Annotated in this window: 15 protein-coding genes, 2 tRNA genes and 1 rRNA gene; 6 read left to right on the top strand and 12 right to left on the bottom strand. The window is 55.6% G+C overall.

The genetic code is table 11. From position 1 onward, the window contains the following. Positions 1 to 16: 16 nt before the first annotated feature. The 3 genes from FC18_RS05165 to yjbM are packed head-to-tail and all read right to left on the bottom strand — an operon-like array spanning position 17 to position 2438. Positions 17 to 913, bottom strand: coding sequence for an RluA family pseudouridine synthase (locus FC18_RS05165; RefSeq protein WP_054679723.1), 897 nt, complete (start codon positions 911 to 913; stop codon positions 17 to 19). Next, entirely contained in the window at positions 913 to 1710 is a 798-nt protein-coding gene (locus FC18_RS05160) for an NAD kinase (protein ID WP_054679721.1), read from the bottom strand. The genes FC18_RS05165 and FC18_RS05160 overlap by 1 nt, the downstream gene beginning before the upstream one ends. After that, on the bottom strand, positions 1710 to 2438 hold the full coding sequence (gene yjbM / locus FC18_RS05155) for a GTP diphosphokinase (protein ID WP_054679719.1): 729 nt from the start codon (positions 2436 to 2438) through the stop codon (positions 1710 to 1712). The genes FC18_RS05160 and yjbM overlap by 1 nt, the downstream gene beginning before the upstream one ends. A gap of 216 nt (positions 2439 to 2654) precedes the next feature. Here yjbM and FC18_RS05150 point away from each other — a divergent pair, with 216 nt between their 5' ends. Then, positions 2655 to 3233, top strand: coding sequence for a CYTH domain-containing protein (locus FC18_RS05150; protein ID WP_054679717.1), 579 nt, complete (start codon positions 2655 to 2657; stop codon positions 3231 to 3233). Here FC18_RS05150 and FC18_RS05145 read toward each other — a convergent pair. Together FC18_RS05145 and FC18_RS05140 are read right to left on the bottom strand one after the other, a co-directional pair. Further along, positions 3230 to 4276, bottom strand: coding sequence for a competence protein CoiA (locus FC18_RS05145; RefSeq protein WP_054679714.1), 1047 nt, complete (start codon positions 4274 to 4276; stop codon positions 3230 to 3232). The genes FC18_RS05150 and FC18_RS05145 overlap by 4 nt on opposite strands. 76 nt (positions 4277 to 4352) lie before the next feature. Beyond that, positions 4353 to 5324, bottom strand: coding sequence for an asparaginase (locus FC18_RS05140; RefSeq protein WP_056975646.1), 972 nt, complete (start codon positions 5322 to 5324; stop codon positions 4353 to 4355). A gap of 493 nt (positions 5325 to 5817) precedes the next feature. Between FC18_RS05140 and FC18_RS05135 the strand changes: the two genes are divergently transcribed. From FC18_RS05135 to FC18_RS05120, 4 genes are all read left to right on the top strand, one after another. Next, positions 5818 to 7011 (top strand): aminotransferase class I/II-fold pyridoxal phosphate-dependent enzyme, encoded by a 1194-nt coding sequence (locus tag FC18_RS05135; RefSeq protein ID WP_056975645.1) that lies wholly within the window; start codon positions 5818 to 5820, stop codon positions 7009 to 7011. Between the two features lie 27 nt (positions 7012 to 7038). Then, positions 7039 to 8034, top strand: coding sequence for an NAD(P)-dependent oxidoreductase (locus FC18_RS05130; RefSeq protein WP_056975643.1), 996 nt, complete (start codon positions 7039 to 7041; stop codon positions 8032 to 8034). Positions 8035 to 8067: 33 nt separating this feature from the next. Continuing rightward, positions 8068 to 9120 carry a PTS sugar transporter subunit IIC gene (locus tag FC18_RS05125; protein ID WP_054679711.1) on the top strand — a complete coding sequence of 351 codons (1053 nt, stop codon included), beginning with the start codon at positions 8068 to 8070 and terminating at the stop codon, positions 9118 to 9120. A gap of 320 nt (positions 9121 to 9440) precedes the next feature. Continuing rightward, the gene (locus tag FC18_RS05120) at positions 9441 to 10754 is read left to right on the top strand and encodes an NCS2 family permease (protein ID WP_056975641.1); all 1314 of its coding nucleotides are present in this window, start codon (positions 9441 to 9443) and stop codon (positions 10752 to 10754) included. A 56-nt stretch (positions 10755 to 10810) separates the two neighbouring features. Here the strand turns inward: FC18_RS05120 and FC18_RS05115 are convergent, their stop codons facing one another. Beyond that, on the bottom strand, positions 10811 to 11959 hold the full coding sequence (locus FC18_RS05115; protein ID WP_056975639.1) for a GGDEF domain-containing protein: 1149 nt from the start codon (positions 11957 to 11959) through the stop codon (positions 10811 to 10813). Positions 11960 to 12004: 45 nt separating this feature from the next. Then, the gene (locus FC18_RS05110) at positions 12005 to 12685 is read right to left on the bottom strand and encodes a 2,3-bisphosphoglycerate-dependent phosphoglycerate mutase (RefSeq protein WP_054679702.1); all 681 of its coding nucleotides are present in this window, start codon (positions 12683 to 12685) and stop codon (positions 12005 to 12007) included. A 190-nt stretch (positions 12686 to 12875) separates the two neighbouring features. Between FC18_RS05110 and FC18_RS05105 the strand changes: the two genes are divergently transcribed. Next, the gene (locus tag FC18_RS05105) at positions 12876 to 13985 is read left to right on the top strand and encodes a low temperature requirement protein A (RefSeq protein ID WP_162260705.1); all 1110 of its coding nucleotides are present in this window, start codon (positions 12876 to 12878) and stop codon (positions 13983 to 13985) included. A 44-nt stretch (positions 13986 to 14029) separates the two neighbouring features. Here FC18_RS05105 and FC18_RS05100 read toward each other — a convergent pair whose 3' ends face one another. The 5 genes from FC18_RS05100 to rrf form a co-directional block, all read right to left on the bottom strand. Beyond that, positions 14030 to 14281: a hypothetical protein gene (locus FC18_RS05100; RefSeq protein WP_054679691.1), complete on the bottom strand. Its 252-nt coding sequence runs from the start codon at positions 14279 to 14281 to the stop codon at positions 14030 to 14032. Between the two features lie 120 nt (positions 14282 to 14401). Further along, positions 14402 to 14836: a TM2 domain-containing protein gene (locus FC18_RS05095; RefSeq protein WP_054679688.1), complete on the bottom strand. Its 435-nt coding sequence runs from the start codon at positions 14834 to 14836 to the stop codon at positions 14402 to 14404. A 196-nt stretch (positions 14837 to 15032) separates the two neighbouring features. After that, positions 15033 to 15122, bottom strand: a tRNA-Ser gene (locus tag FC18_RS05090). Positions 15123 to 15130: 8 nt separating this feature from the next. Continuing rightward, positions 15131 to 15203, bottom strand: a tRNA-Asn gene (locus FC18_RS05085). A 7-nt stretch (positions 15204 to 15210) separates the two neighbouring features. Beyond that, positions 15211 to 15327, bottom strand: a 5S ribosomal RNA gene (gene rrf / locus FC18_RS05080). Between the last annotated feature and the right edge of the window lie 146 nt (positions 15328 to 15473).

Below are 15473 nucleotides of genomic sequence, written 5' to 3'. Positions count from 1 at the left end.
TAAGCGGTTCAGCCGCTTATTTTTTTAGCCCTAACTGCTCCTGCAACTGCTGCATGTCGCTAGTTAGCGGTGCGTGCAGGTGCAAATCTTCCCCGGTGAACGGGTGCTTGATGTACAGGTCGCTGCAGTGCAGCGCCTGCCGTCCCAGCAACATTTCCCCGCCATACAGCGAATCACCCACGAGTGGCCGGCCGATGCTAGCAAAATGCACGCGAATCTGGTGGGTGCGCCCCGTGTGCAGGTACACGCGCGTTAAGGCGTACGGCCCGGTTTGCGCCAGTGTGCGGTATTCCGTGACGGACTTTTTGCCGTCCGGTGTCACCGCCCGGCGCATGTAGAAGTCAGACGACAGGCCCAGCCGTAAAACCAGCCAGCCGTGGTGCATCAGCGGCACCGGCCCACTGCTAATGGCCAGGTACTGCTTATCCAGCGACTTGCTGTGCAGCTGCCGGTCCAGCAGGGTGTGGGCGAAGGAGTGCTTGGCAAAAATCATCAGACCGCTGGTGTCCCGGTCCAGCCGGGTAACTACATGAATCGACGTGCTATCCGCGCCGCTTTGCTGCAGGTAGTACTTCACGAAATTGGCCATCGAGTCATCCGCCTTGTTCGCTGCCGGAATCGAGGCCGTCCCCGCGGGTTTGTTAACCACCAACAGGTCGCGGTCCTCGTACACGATATCTACCGGTCCGGGGGTGGCCACCACCGCGTCGGCCGGCACTTCCGGCGCCATCAGCACGCGCACCACGTCCCCTTGGTGCAAGGTGAACGCCGACTTGCGCTGCTTGTGGTTCACAAAAATGGCCCCACCGTGAAACTTCAGTCGGGTCATTTGGGCCATACTCATTCCTTGCTGCACCAGGAATTTTTGCAACCGCACCGGGCGTTCATCCTGGACAATCCACTTCAGCAACATTAGTTCTTCGCCCCGATGAAGGCGTCCTCCACGCGGTCCCAGAAGTGCATGTGCTTGTAGCGAGCGAAGTAGATGCGTTCGTCCGCAATCTTGTAGCGAACTTCCTTAATCGGCCGGTCCGTCATGTTGAACTGGTCAATGGTCATCACGTAATTCACCCCTGGCGCGGGCTTCAAGACCACCCACTCGTCCGGTGCAATGATGATTGGTGCCGACAGCGTCCGGAAAACGCGGTTGTTAATCGACGCGATTTCGGTAATCTGAAGTGCTTCCAGCCGGGGGTGCAGCACCGCCCCGCCGTTAGACTTCGAATACGCCGTGGAGCCGGTGGGCGTGCAGATGCACAGGCCATCCCCGCGGAAACTCTCAAAGAAGTTATCCTTAATCAACACGTCGGTCTTCATCGTGCCCGACACCCGCTTGAGCGTCGATTCGTTGAGCGCGACATAATGCCCGGTCGTGTCGTCTTCGTACGTAACTTTGATGTCCAGCAACGGGTAACCGACGCGTTCGCCCTTATCGTTCAGGAGTGCCTGCACCAGGTCATCGAGCTCAAAATCACGCCAGTCGGTGTAGAAACCGAGGTGTCCCGTGTGCACCCCCACGAAGCGAATCTTGTCCAACGCGGCGTTATACCGGTGAAAGGCGGAGAGCAGCGTACCGTCGCCGCCAACCGTAATCACCACGTCGGGGCGGGCTGGGCTCACGGTGAATCCCGCTGCCTTGAGCTTCTTGCTTAGCGCGTGGGCTGCGTTCGTACTTGATTCACCTGAATTATGAAATACCCAAACTCGCATTAACGTTCCTCCTTGGCGTCCGGATGGTCATCCGGCGTCTTTGGCTGCTGTCCTGCACTGTCATCGTTATCCGCACTGTATTGCATCCCCGACATCTGCGGCAAATCTTGCCCCTTGCCGTATGAAAACAGTTGCTGAGCTTCCTGAATTTCTTCACGGATTTCGGACATCTCTTTATCCAGCTGGAAACTGGCCTCGGCCGCACGCTTGAGTCGTGCCTTCAAGTCATCCGGGAATTCGCCCTGGTACTTGTAGTTCAGCGAATGCTCAATCGTGGCCCAGAAGTTCATCGACATCGTGCGAATCTGAATCTCCGCCAGAATCTTCTTCTCGCCGTCCACCAGCTGCACGGGGTACTCAATCACCACGTGGTATGACCGGTAACCAGACGACTTAACGTTCGTGACGTAATCCCGCTCTTCCAGCACTTCCATGTCGGTGCGCTGGTGCAGCAGGTTCACCACTTCATAGATGTCTTCCACGAACTGGCACATGATCCGCACCCCGGCGATATCCTGCATGTCCGTTTCAAGCACATCGTCATCAATGTAGCGCCGCGCCTGCTTTTCGATGATTGAATCCACCGACTTCACCCGCGCCGTCACGAACTCGATTGGAGAGTGCTTGCTTGCTTGTTGGTATTGTTTGCGCATGCCGCGAAACTTTATTTTCAGTTCGGCTACCGCTTGTTCATACGGCATTAAAAATTGATCCCAGTTTTGCACCATCACAAAGGCCTCCCAAACACTCGCACCCACAACCTGTTGGTGGGCGTACTTATCTATTCTATGTTAATCCCGTACTATTATAGCAAAAAGAAAAGTTATCTGCCCGGATTCAGGCGTGCTAAAATATGCGTGTGCAAAAACAACTGTAATTTAACCGCCGATTCTGGTTCGCGCGCTATTATTTACCGCCCGGACCACAAATCACTGGAGGACATCATGCCTGTTAATACTGAAAAAGAGTTCAAGTGTCTAATCAATGCCGACCAGGCTGGCGCCATCACCACCGCTTACGCCTTCAATGCCCCATACACCCAAACCAACACCTACTTCGACACAGCTAAACGCGCCCTCGCTGCTAGCCGCTGCGCCCTGCGTATCCGTCAGTTTGCGGACCACGGTGAACAGACCATCAAGGTGCTGGCCAACGCCGTCCCGCGCAAAATTCTGGAATACACCGATCCACTCACCACCATGCAAGCTAGCGAGCTGGCAGACGCGGGCAAAATTCTGGCTCCCGGAACCGTCGCCAGCCAGCTGCACGTGCTGGGCATTGACCTGGATGCCGTCAAGCCCTTCGCGCGCGCAACCACCACGCGCTCGGAGTACCCCTTTGCTGCCGGCTTGCTGGTAGTTGACCACACGCAATACCCCGACGGTTACTGCGACTGGGAACTCGAAATGGAATACAGCGACTTCGAGCCCGCCAACGCCTTTTTCACCAATCTTGAAGAGCAGTTCCACATTCAGCCCAGCAAGGTCACCAGTAAGATTGTGCGGGCAACTGCGCACAGCTAAGGCAGCTGCGCAAGTTTCGCATCGATGCCGCTAAACCACTGCGGCGCCCGCACCCAGCGCCAGCCGGTAGGAGTCGGCGTCAACAGCTGTGCATTAACCAGCACCCGGCAAAACACCGGTGCAAGCTGCTCCAGATAACGGGCCCAGTTAACCAGCGGCATGCTCGCTGTGCGGCAATACTGCGCCCAAAACCGCGTGTTGTCCGCCTGGGAAATATTGCGGCCGCTAAACCGCAACAGCCACATTACCCGCAGTGCCCATTCAGGTAGTGCAAGGCCGGGGAAGCAGGCACAGTCTTGGTGCACCACCCACGGACACCCGAGCAGGTTTAGGCGGCGCGCATAACACGCATTTTGCAGCGCCATGATTTTACGGTCGCGGTAATGCAAGGATAGTTGCACCTCACGCGCACTTTGCACCAGCACCGGTGGTTTACCCACCAGGTGCGCACCTCCAGGATGGGGCCAAAGTTCTTGTTGCTGACAAAAACTGGTACGCAGGTCGGTGCGCAAAAACAATTTGCCGTGCTGCACATCTAGGTGTTCGGTCATTAGCCGCCCGTCTGGGGCCAACCGGGCGAATTTCGTTGCTGCCGCCAGCCGGTCATAGCGGTGCCCCAAAATCCAGCGTACCGGAATGTCTTCCTGCCGGTAGCCCTGGGTGCGGGCACGCAACTTGGGCGCGGCCAGCGGGCTACACTGGAACTCAAGCGCGAGGCGCGCCGGCCCCCGCCTGAGCAGCACATCGATGCGCTGCTTGATGGCCGGCACGTACACCTCAAATTCAGCTTCCCAGCCCGCCGCACGGCCAATCTCTGCCAAGAGCAGCTTGCCGCGCAGGTGCTCGGCGCTTTCCGGCTCGCTGGCCACACAGGCATTGTGGCGGTGGGCAAAATGGGCGGGCATCTGGCTGCCATTTTTGATTAGCACCGCCCCGTGGCAGGCCGGGCAACGATACTGTCCCCCGCCGGCCCGCAGCCGGGCTGCTTGCGCGTGCGAGAGCAACGTCACGCGCTTTCCCCGTTCATCTTCACTTACAAACATCTAGTCATCACCTCATAACTAGATTGCGCGAAAAGAACGCAAAACCCCCGAAAAAATTTTTCGGGGGTTTGTTTTTTTAGGAAACCGCGTTGTTGACGTACTGGGCCAAGGCCTCGCCCTGCTTACCCGCACTGAGCGCCACAATCAGCTTAATCCGCGCTTTTTGGCCGTTCAGTCCCTGGCAGAAAATCACGCCTTGCTTCTGAAGCGGAATCCCGCCACCAGCGTAATCGTACACCGGCTCGGCGACCCCGTTGAAACACCGGGACACAAGTACCACCGGCACGTGCCGGTCCAAGAGCTTCTGGATTGCCGGCAGGGTCGCTGGCGGCATGTTACCCGCACCCAAGGCTTCAATAACCACGCCGTCCACTGAATCGGGCAAAAGGTCAAATAAAGTGCCGTCCATTCCCGCGTACGCCTTGATAAGCACCACGTTCGCATCGACCGAGTCGATTGGGCAGGCCTCCTGGTTAATCAGTTCCTGGAAGAACCGCGCGCCGTCCTTGGTCACCAAACCCACAGGTCCGAACGTGGGCGTGCGGAATGTGGCCACGTTGGTCGTGTGTGTCTTGGTGACGAAGCGTGCCGTGTGAATTTCGTCATTCATCACAACCAGGCACCCCTTACCGCGCGCACCGGCGCTGGCAGCCACCTTGATGGCGGACTGGTAGTTGTAGACACCGTCCGAGCCGATTTCGTTACTGGAACGCATGGCCCCAGTCACGACGACGGGAATCTGCGGATCGAGCGTGAGGTCCAAGAAGTACGCGGTCTCTTCCAGCGTGTCGGTGCCGTGGGTGACGACCACACCCGTCACGCCGGCCATCTGGGCGCGGCGAATGCGCTTGGCGAGCACCAGCATCTTCGCTGGTGTCACGTGCGGTGAAGGCAGGTTGAAGATTTCCTCCACCTCTAGTTCGATGTCGCTGTCGAGGTGCATCCCCGCCGCGAGCAGCGGATTGGTGGTACTGGGCGCCACGGCACCGGATTCGTCGGCAGTCATGGAAATGGTGCCACCGGTGTGCAGCACAAGAATTTTACGCATAGTCAAACCTCCGTTTTAATGATTACTACCAGTATATCGCGCCACTAGTGGGACAGAAACAGCTATATTTAAACAAATTTTTGTCGCGGCACAAACTAAGTGTGTAACCCTGATGGTACGGGCATTGGCGCAGAAATAAATATAATTTTGTCACTTGTAACGTGGCAAAATTATGTTATGCCACAAATTTATTCTTGACGGTCATTTAATTTGGTTATATGCTAGGCCCATCAATTTGTCAGGGAGTTTTAATTATGACTAATCAACGAAACACAGCAGCACGCAAGTTTTTTACCCGGTTTTTCGGATAGTCATCCGAGTACCGGGAACTTTGCGGTGCGTGGATGACGGCAGAAACATCCACGTGCTGAGTTGATTATTGGCTTCATTGGTGAAGCCCAACCAAAACACCGGATGTTTCTCAATCGTCGAGAAGCACCCGGTGTTTTTTTGAATTAATCGCTCCCGTCCCTCAACCAGAAAGGATTGCAATATGCCCAACACTAAAGCTAGTCTCCTGCAAGATTTGAAGCACACCTACGACGGCCTGAAGCCAAACCCCATCCGGGTTTTTGACGCCGAAGCCAGCAGCACTCCCGGCGTGGTCAAACTCACACTTGGTGAACCCGACTTCAACGTGCCGCAGCACATCAAACGCGCCGCCATCGATTCCATCAACAACGACGAATCCCACTACGGCCCCTCGAACGGCTGGCCTAAGCTGCGCCAGGCCGCAACGGGCTTCCTCAAAGACCGCTACAACCTCGACTACAATCCGGACTCTGAATTAGTGGTCACGGTCGGCGCCACCGAAGCGCTGCATTCCTGCTTGGACGCGGTGCTCAACCCCGGCGACAAGGTGCTGATGCCTAGCCCGACATTCTCATTGTACGACCAGCTGATTCGCATTAACGGCGGGATTCCAGTCTACATCAACACTGAAGCCACCGGTTTTGTCCTGACCCCTGACCAGCTGAAGGCGGCCATCGCTGAAGAAGGCCCGCGCGTGAAGGCCATCCTGCTCAACTTCCCGTCTAACCCAACCGGCGTGACCTACAATAAGGAGCAAGTCGCAGCCATCGCCGCAGTTGTTGCCGACACCGACATCGTGGTGATCTCCGACGAAATCTACTCCGAACTCACTTACGGCAGCAAGCACGCGTCCTTCGCCGCGGCACTGCCTGAACAAACACTGCTCATCAACGGGGTCTCCAAGTCCCACGCCATGACGGGCTGGCGGATTGGCTTCATCGCCGGACCCGCGGACCTCATGAAGCGCGTCGCCTTGGCCCACGCGTTCAACGTCACCGTGGCGTCCAACCCCGCAATGGCCGGCGCAACCGAAGCCTTGGCCACTGAAGCGGGCCGGGAAGACTCAGAAGCGATGAAGGCAGAATACATCAAGCGGCGCGATTATGTTGTCGCGGAGATGACCAAGATGGGCTTTGCGATTCCTGAACCGAACGGGGCCTTCTACGTGTTCGCCAAGATTCCGACTGGCTGCATTCAAGACGACACGGAATTCTGCTACGACCTGTTGCGCAAGAACAAGCTCGCGGTCATCGCGGGGAGTGGTTTCGGCCCTGGGGGTGAAGCACACGTGCGGATTAGCTATGCCGCATCCATGGCGACCCTGCAGGAAGCAATGAAGCGCCTCGGTGCTTACGTTGCGGCCAACAAACACTAACGCCACCCATTATTTGGAGGAAAAACAATGACTAAAGTACTGATGTACAGCGTGCGGCCCGACGAAATGGCTGCCATTAACGCGCACGCCGCGGCCAATGATATGCAAATTGACACCACCACCGACTTGCTCGACGGCACCACGGTGGCCCAAGCTAAGGGTTACGACGGCATCGTCATCCAGCAACGCGCACCCATCGGCGACGACACGGTTTACGCAACACTGGCCGGCTATGGCATCAAGCAGCTCAGTACCCGGACTGCGGGCTACGACACCATCAACGTGCCAGCGGCCCATGCTGCCGGCCTGATTGTGACCAACGTTCCCGCCTACTCCCCGCGCTCGGTCGCCGAGAACGCGCTGATGGGTATTTTCTGCATCTTACGCAAGAGCGCCGTGGTCGACAACCGTGTTCGCCGTAACGACTACTCCTGGGCCGGATTACAGGCTAAAGAAATTCACTCCGCGACCATCGGTATCATTGGTGCCGGCCGTATCGGGGGCACCCTCGCCAACTTGCTGCACGCCCTGGGCGCCACCGTTTTGGCCTATGACGTGAAGGAGCGCGCCGACTTGCAGGACATCGTCACCTACACCAGCAAGGAGGACCTGCTCCGCCGCAGTGACGTGGTCAGCCTGCACGTTGACCTGAACGCAACGAGCGCCGGCCTCATCGGCGCCAGCGAGCTGGGCCTCATGCAGAAGACCGCCGGCATCGTGAACGCGAGCCGCGGTCCAGTTATCGACACCGCTGCCTTAGTTGCCGCGCTGGCAAGCAAGCAGATTGCCGCTGCCTGCCTGGACACCGTGACGGGCGAGGAGAACATTTTCAACTTCGACCATACTGAGGACGGCATCGACGAGCAGCCACTGATTGCGCAATTGCACGCGATGGATAACGTCATCATCACGCCCCACATTTCCTTCTTCACCAACATTGCAGTCCAGAACATGGTCGACATCTCGCTGGACGACGTGACCGCCGTGCTGAACGGAACCACACCGAAGAACGCAATCCAGTAATGCACCGAATTTTCGCTTAATAAGGAGTAAAAAATGTACGCCACAGCTAATCGTCTCACGCTCAAAGAATATACGCTCAATATCCTGAACGGCTCCAGCCTCGGGATTGTCATCACCTTGATTCCGGCTGCCCTGACCAGCCAGTTGCTCAAACTGTTCCCTGCTGGTCCGGTCGTCAGCGAAATCACAATGATGGTCACGGTCGTGCAGAGTCTGCTCGCCGCCGTTGCCGCCGTCGTGGTTGGCCACATGCTGAAGCTGCAAATCATGGACACCGCCTGCATCGCCCTGGCCAGCTTCGTCAGTTCCGGCGCAATCGTTACGTTACCGAAGAACGCCGGTTACGCCCTCGCCGGCACCGGTTCAATCTTGAACATCATGCTGACGCTGTTCATCACCACCGGCATCGTGCTCGTGCTTAAAGATCACCTGGGCCAGCTCAAAATCGTGCTGGAGCCCACACTGGTGCTCCTCATCGGCGGCGGGATTGGGCTGCTCACCTTGAAGCCCATGGTTGCCGTGCAGACAGCAGTCGGGGACGTGGTCGCTGCGGCCACGCACCTCACCCCAATTCTGATGGGCGTGGCGCTGGCCGTGCTCTTCGCCATTTTGATTTTGAGTCCCCTGTCCACCGTCGGCATCGCCACTGCCATCACGCTTTCTGGCGTTGGTTCCGGGGCCGCCAACGCCGGCATCGTGGTCGCCAGCTTCACCCTCGCCTGGATGGGCGCGTCCGTGAACCCACTTGGTGGCACCCTGGCGCACTTCCTCGGCTCACCTAAGATCCAGATGGCGAATATGCTGCGGAAACCGCAACTGTTCATCCCCGTCATCATCGGTGCGGCCATCACTGGCGCCACTGCCGCAGCCCTCAATCTCAACGGGACCCCCTTCTCCGCCGGCTTCGGTTTCTCCGGATTGATTGGGCCCCTCACTGCCTGGCAAGAATCTACCGGCGCCATGGTTGGTGTCCGCGTACTTATTGCCTTCGTTATCGTTCCGGTCGTACTCGCCGGGCTGCTGAACTTCATCTTCGTGCGCCAGCTCCACCTCGTGCACCCAGAAGATTTAAAATTACCAGACTAAACGTTGGCGCGACCCATCGCGGCAACCAGCACGCAGCCAGATTAAGCAAAAGATTTATCGTCCCCAGCACGCAAGTTATGCTGGGGACGTTTTTGCGTTTTGGGCCTATTTTCATAAATTATTTCAGTGTTCTTGCGTTTTCATCCATATCGAAAACACGAACGATTTTAGGCAACGCTACGTAGAGACACAAAATAATGTTCGTGTTTTCACGTTGTCTGAAATTCGTTGTTTACTTACATTCGGATTTATTGTAATATTATTCCTGTTGTTTCGGCGGGCAAATCGCCGAACGTTCGTATTTTTAGGAGGCATTTTTTATGAAAGAGAAGTTTCTTGCCTATTTCGAAGTTGAAAAGCTGAACACAACCGTGCGTCGGGAAATCCTCGCCGGGTTCACCACTTTCATCTCCATGGCATACATCTTGTTCGTCAATCCATCCGTACTGGGGGCTTCAGGGATGGATAAGGGTGCGGTCTTCACCGCTACCGCATTGGCGAGCGCACTGGGCTGTTTCCTCATGGGGATTCTGGCCCGTTACCCAATCGCGACCGCACCAGCACTCGGGATTAACGCGTTCTTCGCTTACTCCGTCTGCATCGGGATGAAGATTCCGTGGCAGACAGCCCTTGCCGGTGTGTTCGTTGCCTCTTTGATCTTCATTCTCATCACGATTTTCAAACTGCGCGAAATGATTATCGACGCCATTCCGTCCGACCTGAAGTACGCCATCTCCGGGGGGATTGGGCTGTTCATCGCCTTCCTCGGCTTGAGTGACGGGGGAATCATCGTGGCAAACAAGTCCACGCTGGTCGGTCTCGGTTCACTCAGCGTTGGTACCACCTGGCTAACCATCTTCGGACTGGTCGTCACGGCACTGCTGATGGTTCGCCGCGTTCCCGGGGGGATTTTCATCGGGATGGTGCTCACGACGCTGCTCGGTCTCGTAACCGGCCTGATTCACGCACCAAGCGCCATCATCTCCGCCGCACCAAGCCTTAAGCCAACGTTCTTCGCCGCTGTTAAGCACATCGGCGACATCAACTCCATCCAGATGTGGGTGGTGGTTCTCACGTTCCTGCTCGTCACCTTCTTCGACACCGCCGGCACACTTGTCGGTCTGGCAACCCAGGCAGGCTTCATGAAGGACAACAAGATGCCGCGCGTTGGTAAGGCCCTGGCCTCTGACTCCACCGCGATGCTTGCCGGTTCGCTGCTTGGGACCTCACCAGTTGGCGCCTTCGTGGAATCTTCCGCGGGGATCGCAGTTGGTGGTCGGACCGGTCTGACCGCCGTCACCACCGGGGTATTCTTCCTGCTCGGATTGTTTTTCTCACCACTGTTGGCCGTTGTGACCACGCAAGTAACGGCACCAGCACTGATTATCGTTGGGGTGCTCATGGCTGCTAACTTGAAGAACATCAGCTGGGACAAGCTCGAAATCGCCATTCCATCATTCCTCATCGTGCTGGGCATGCCCCTCACGTACAGTATCTCTGACGGGATTGCACTCGGGTTCATCATGTACCCAATGACGATGATTGCGGCCAAGCGCGGCAAGGAAGTGTCACCAATCATGTACCTGCTCTTCTTCGTGTTCATCGGGTTCATGTGGATTCTCAATTACAAATAAATCAACATAAAAATGCGGCGCCAACCCCAGGGTTGACGCCGCATTTTTGAATTGTGCTACTTCATCACGCCATCAATGTTGATGCGATTCCGCCCGGCGCGTTTAGCCTCGTACAACGACCTGTCAGCGCGTTTGTACACATCCAGGTAGTTCAGATCATCCGGACGGACTTCCGCCTGCCCGAGCGATACCGTTACACCAAACTGCGTGCCGTCATCGGTAAAGGTTAACCCGTCCAAACACTGCTTGAGCGCTGTCGCCACCCGCCAGTGGCCGTCAGCGTCCTGCTGTGCGTTGTAAACGACAAGGCAGAACTCTTCGCCACCCAGACGGTAGGCGGTCGCAGCGGGCTGCTCCTGCGCGAATGTCGCTAGTGCTTGGCCTACTTGCTTCAATACCTCGTTGCCCAGGATATGGCCGTGCAGGTCATTCACCCGTTTGAACCAGTCGACATCGAGTTCATAGATGGCGAACTGCGCGCCGTCCGTCCGAAACTGCTGGTAATTGCGCTGCATGTCCGCGTTGAAGGTGCCAAAATTATTAATGCCGGTGAGCCCGTCAGTGGCCCCCGCTTCTATTTCATATTCAGTTTGCACCTGCCGCATTAGTAGCGTGCGGAAATATTCATAACTGCAAACGGCCAGGATTGCAAACGCCAGGAGCTGGCGCAACCAAAAGCCGGCGGCAGTCGGCACCGTCGTGAGCAACGCATAACTGCCAAACGCAGCGGCCCCGTATACCCCAAACACGAGGTAAATCTTGGTCCGATTCTTCCAGAACAGCCAGCCGCGAGTGGACAGCACCCATTGACAGGCAATCACAATGGCCAGGAGCACCACTGCGAGCAAGTTGAAGTGTTCCGCAAAGGCCACGGCATAGATAACCGTCACGCCGGCACTAAGGGCGAACTGCCACTTACTGGCCACTAGCAAATCAAAGATATACGAAACGGCCAGCATCAAGTTCAGCGCGGGCCAGTGGCTCCCCAAAGCGGCAGAGTTGTAATGGTGATTAATCAGGTAGTACCACAACAGATAGACCTGAAAGAGTAAGCCTAACGCCATTTCGATTTGATCACCATGCTGCTTGAAGAACGAATTATGTGCCTTATTCGCCCAGATCCAGTCGACAAACGAGATGCCGCCGAAAAATACAGCGACGTTCGTGATGACCGTAAACAGAAATGCTGCGTTCGTCCAATCCATACTCACTCTTCCCACCCAGACTGCCGGGCAACTCCACTGCGCGCGTTAATTAACGTGCAGAATGTTCTTACTGATAATGTGTAAATGCCGGTCCAAATCATAGACGATGGGCTCAGCATTACCGACCTCGACGCCGTCAATATCCGCATCCGCAATCTGCTCTAAGTACTTGATGAGCGCCCGCAGCGTGGAACCGTGTGCCACGACGAGCTGATTTTCACCCCGCAACAAACGGGGGGCAATCTGATCCGCCCAGTATGGTAGTAGCCGTTTCTGCGCATCCGCCAGGCTCTCCCCGGCAGGCACGATGCTTGCGGGCCACGCACGATACTTGCTTTCCAAATCCGGCACCGCTAATCGTGGGGGCACCGCAGTGTAGCTCCGCCGCCACTGGGCAACCTGTTTGGGGCCGAACAGCTCACGGGTCACGTCCTTATTCAGCCCCCGCAGTGCGCCATAATGCCGCTCGTTCAGCCGCCAGCTCTTAGTGATTGGCACGTATGCCTGGTCAATGGCGTCCTGCACGATGTACGCGGTCATGATGGCCCGGCGCAGCATGGACGTGTGCACCTGGCTGAAGGCGATGTGTTCGCGGGCCAGCCGCTCACCCGCAAGCGTTGCCTGCACGCGGCCGTTACCGGTCAGCGGCACGTCAGACCAGCCGGTGTATGTATTATCGTAATTCGCGGTACTTTCGCCGTGGCGAATCAAAACTAGTTTGGCCATGGTTGCTTCCTTTCACTTACCTTAACACGGAGAGTAAGGGCTTCGAACCCCTACTCCACCTTTGAATCCAGCTATTATTATACACTGTTCCTGAAAACCGCACTGAAAATTTGTTCACGAGGCTAAAAACCGTTAGAATAGTAACCAATTGAGTTTCGTTTTGCGCGTCAAAACGGAAAGGAGGAAAATCGTGCCGAGAATACCAACCACTGCCGCGAAGGTCCCGGAGTTGTTCTACGACGTACTCTTCACCTTCGTGCTCAGCCATATTACCAGAGCCATGGTTTTCCCCGACTTTGGCGAAATCGTGTGGCTTAGTTTCGTTAAATACATCGTCGTCCTGGCCTTCTTCTGGTTAATCTGGACGCACCAAGTCATCTACAGCAGTCGTTACCGCGAGCGACCCGTCGTCGACAATTTGTTCCTTACCCTGAACTTATTCCTCACCATCTATTTGTCGTCGACGTTCAGCCTAATTGGGGACGACCTGACGAGCACCAGCAAACTGTTCGCGGCCATCCTGCTGCTGAGCGTTGGCTGCCAGTACCTATTGGCCTGGCACGAGCACGAGCCCCTCGCCGAGATCCTGGCCATTAACCTGCTGATTGGCAGTGCCATCGCCCTGCTGTCGCTTGCGGCGGGCACATCGGTTGCCGGGAACGTCATTTTCGCCATTGCGACTGGCGCCACGGCACTGGGACCCCTGGTGTTGCGGAAAAAACTGACGCAACAGTCCCATTTCCTGAACATTAGCAACCGCCTCACCATCTTCACCCTGTTCATCTGCGCCCGGGCAACGCTCCAGGTGACCGACAGTCTGAACCACATCGATATTCAATCAATCCTGTTCTTCGGCAGCACCGTTTTATTGCTGCTGAGCTACCTGCTGATTGTGGCCTCAGGGATTAACCAGCAAACCACCAAGTCATCCATCTACGCGTTGCTGGTTCACTTCCCGCTCGTGACTGCCATTTTGCTCATGTCGAGTGTTGCGCGCCTGTTCATCGCCGGCCGCATCCTGCCGTGGAACTTCGCCGCCTGGACGCTTGTGCTCCTGTTTATCTACACGGCCACTCTCGGCATCTACCTCGCGCTATATCGGCGCAGCACCGTCACGTGGCGGCCTAAGCGCGCGTTTTACTTCATCTTCTCGTTTGCGCTGTTCACCCTGTACGGCATGGTCACCGTCGCCATTGGCCCACTGTTCTTGGCCGGCCTGTGCGCGTACCTCATCGCCGATGACCTGTTCCTCTGGCAGTTCGTCCTGAACGATCCGGCGAACAACGACTACGAAATGTAGGGACTAAAAAAGCCTTCCTGATTTCATTCAGGAGGGCTTTTAGTTTACTTTTTTTCGTCTTCTTCAGGCTTGGGTGCGGTAACTGGCTTGCCGCCTTTACGAATGTGCTTGAAGTTAACCACGGTTTTATTCTTCAGGTCATCAACAACAACCGCATCTTCACTATCGAAGTCGTCGATTGTCAGCAGGGCAGAGTTGACGTAAATTTTCTCGACGGTTCCCTTAAATGTCAGGGGAACATCGGCATTCTTTTTAACAGTCACCTTATCGCCAAGAGCAATTTCCTGTGTGTCCATAATACTGCCTCCTTGTGTACGGGTCACGCCCGCGTATAATGCCTATCAATTATAGCACAGACGCCGCTCTAGGCAAATATCGCCCGCACCGGTGTTGTGTGGTTACGCGCGTATTTAGGCCTAGAAGTCGTCAAAATCACTGTCATCGCCAGTGTCGTTATCAGTTCCTTGATCCGTGTAGTTAGCCGCACTGCCCTGCTGCATCCCAGCATAGCTCAGAATAGTCATGGCCTCTTCGTAGTTCTTCCGCCGGGTTGCGCCCATAATCAGGAAAAGATCAATAAACCACCAAATGAAACCCGCCACCCCGAACGTCAGAAACGTTGCGGCTAGTTTACCAACGCCTAGGCCGACATCACCAATATAGAAGCGGTCGAAGCCAAAAACGCCAAGGAAGAACGATAGCAGCAGTGCAACAATCGGCTCACGATAACTAGCAGTCATCACGGCGATTTGCGCACCCTCTGGCGCCGTCTGCATCTGACTGTGCAGACCACCAATTGCCACACTCGGGAATTTATTACTGTTTGTGATTAAGAACGTATCGTAATTCATAATTGCCCTCCATTTAGATGGAACGTGCAGCCACCTGAAATCATGCGTCGTCTCCGCGGCTACCTGATCATCATTACTCTATACCTGTATTTTGCAATATCAACTAATCCGCGTCAATCAGACTTCAGTAGGATATACAAAACGTAAACGAAGATAAACAAAAAGGACTAAACATGACGTTTAGCCCTAATCACTACGGAGAGTAAGGGATTCGAACCCTTGATACAGGCAAAACCCGTATACATGGTTTCCAACCATGCTCCTTCGGCCGCTCGGACAACTCTCCATAAAAAACTCCGGTTGTCGGACTCGAACCGACGACAACCTGATTAACAGTCAGGTGCTCTACCAACTGAGCTAAACCGGAATAATGAGCGTGGCAGCTTCCTACCCTCGCAGGCAGTTTCCCACCAACTACTATCGGCGTTAAGAAGCTTAACTTCTGTGTTCGGCATGGGAACAGGTGTATCCTTCTTGCCATCGCCACCACACTCTATTTAATTGAGGAACAAACGCGGCAGAGCCGTGTTTGTGCATTTCTCTAAGCTCGCTTCGCTCACTAAGAGAAATAGCAGCTTACGCCCTCAAAACTGGCTATCATTGTTTTTGCGTTGAACCGTATTTGTAAAACCACTTG

This window comes from Lacticaseibacillus sharpeae JCM 1186 = DSM 20505 (assembly GCF_001436225.1).
Taxonomy (GTDB): domain Bacteria; phylum Bacillota; class Bacilli; order Lactobacillales; family Lactobacillaceae; genus Lacticaseibacillus; species Lacticaseibacillus sharpeae.
The sequence above is the reverse complement of the archived record's forward strand: the minus strand, read 5'-3'. Positions and strand labels throughout refer to the sequence as shown.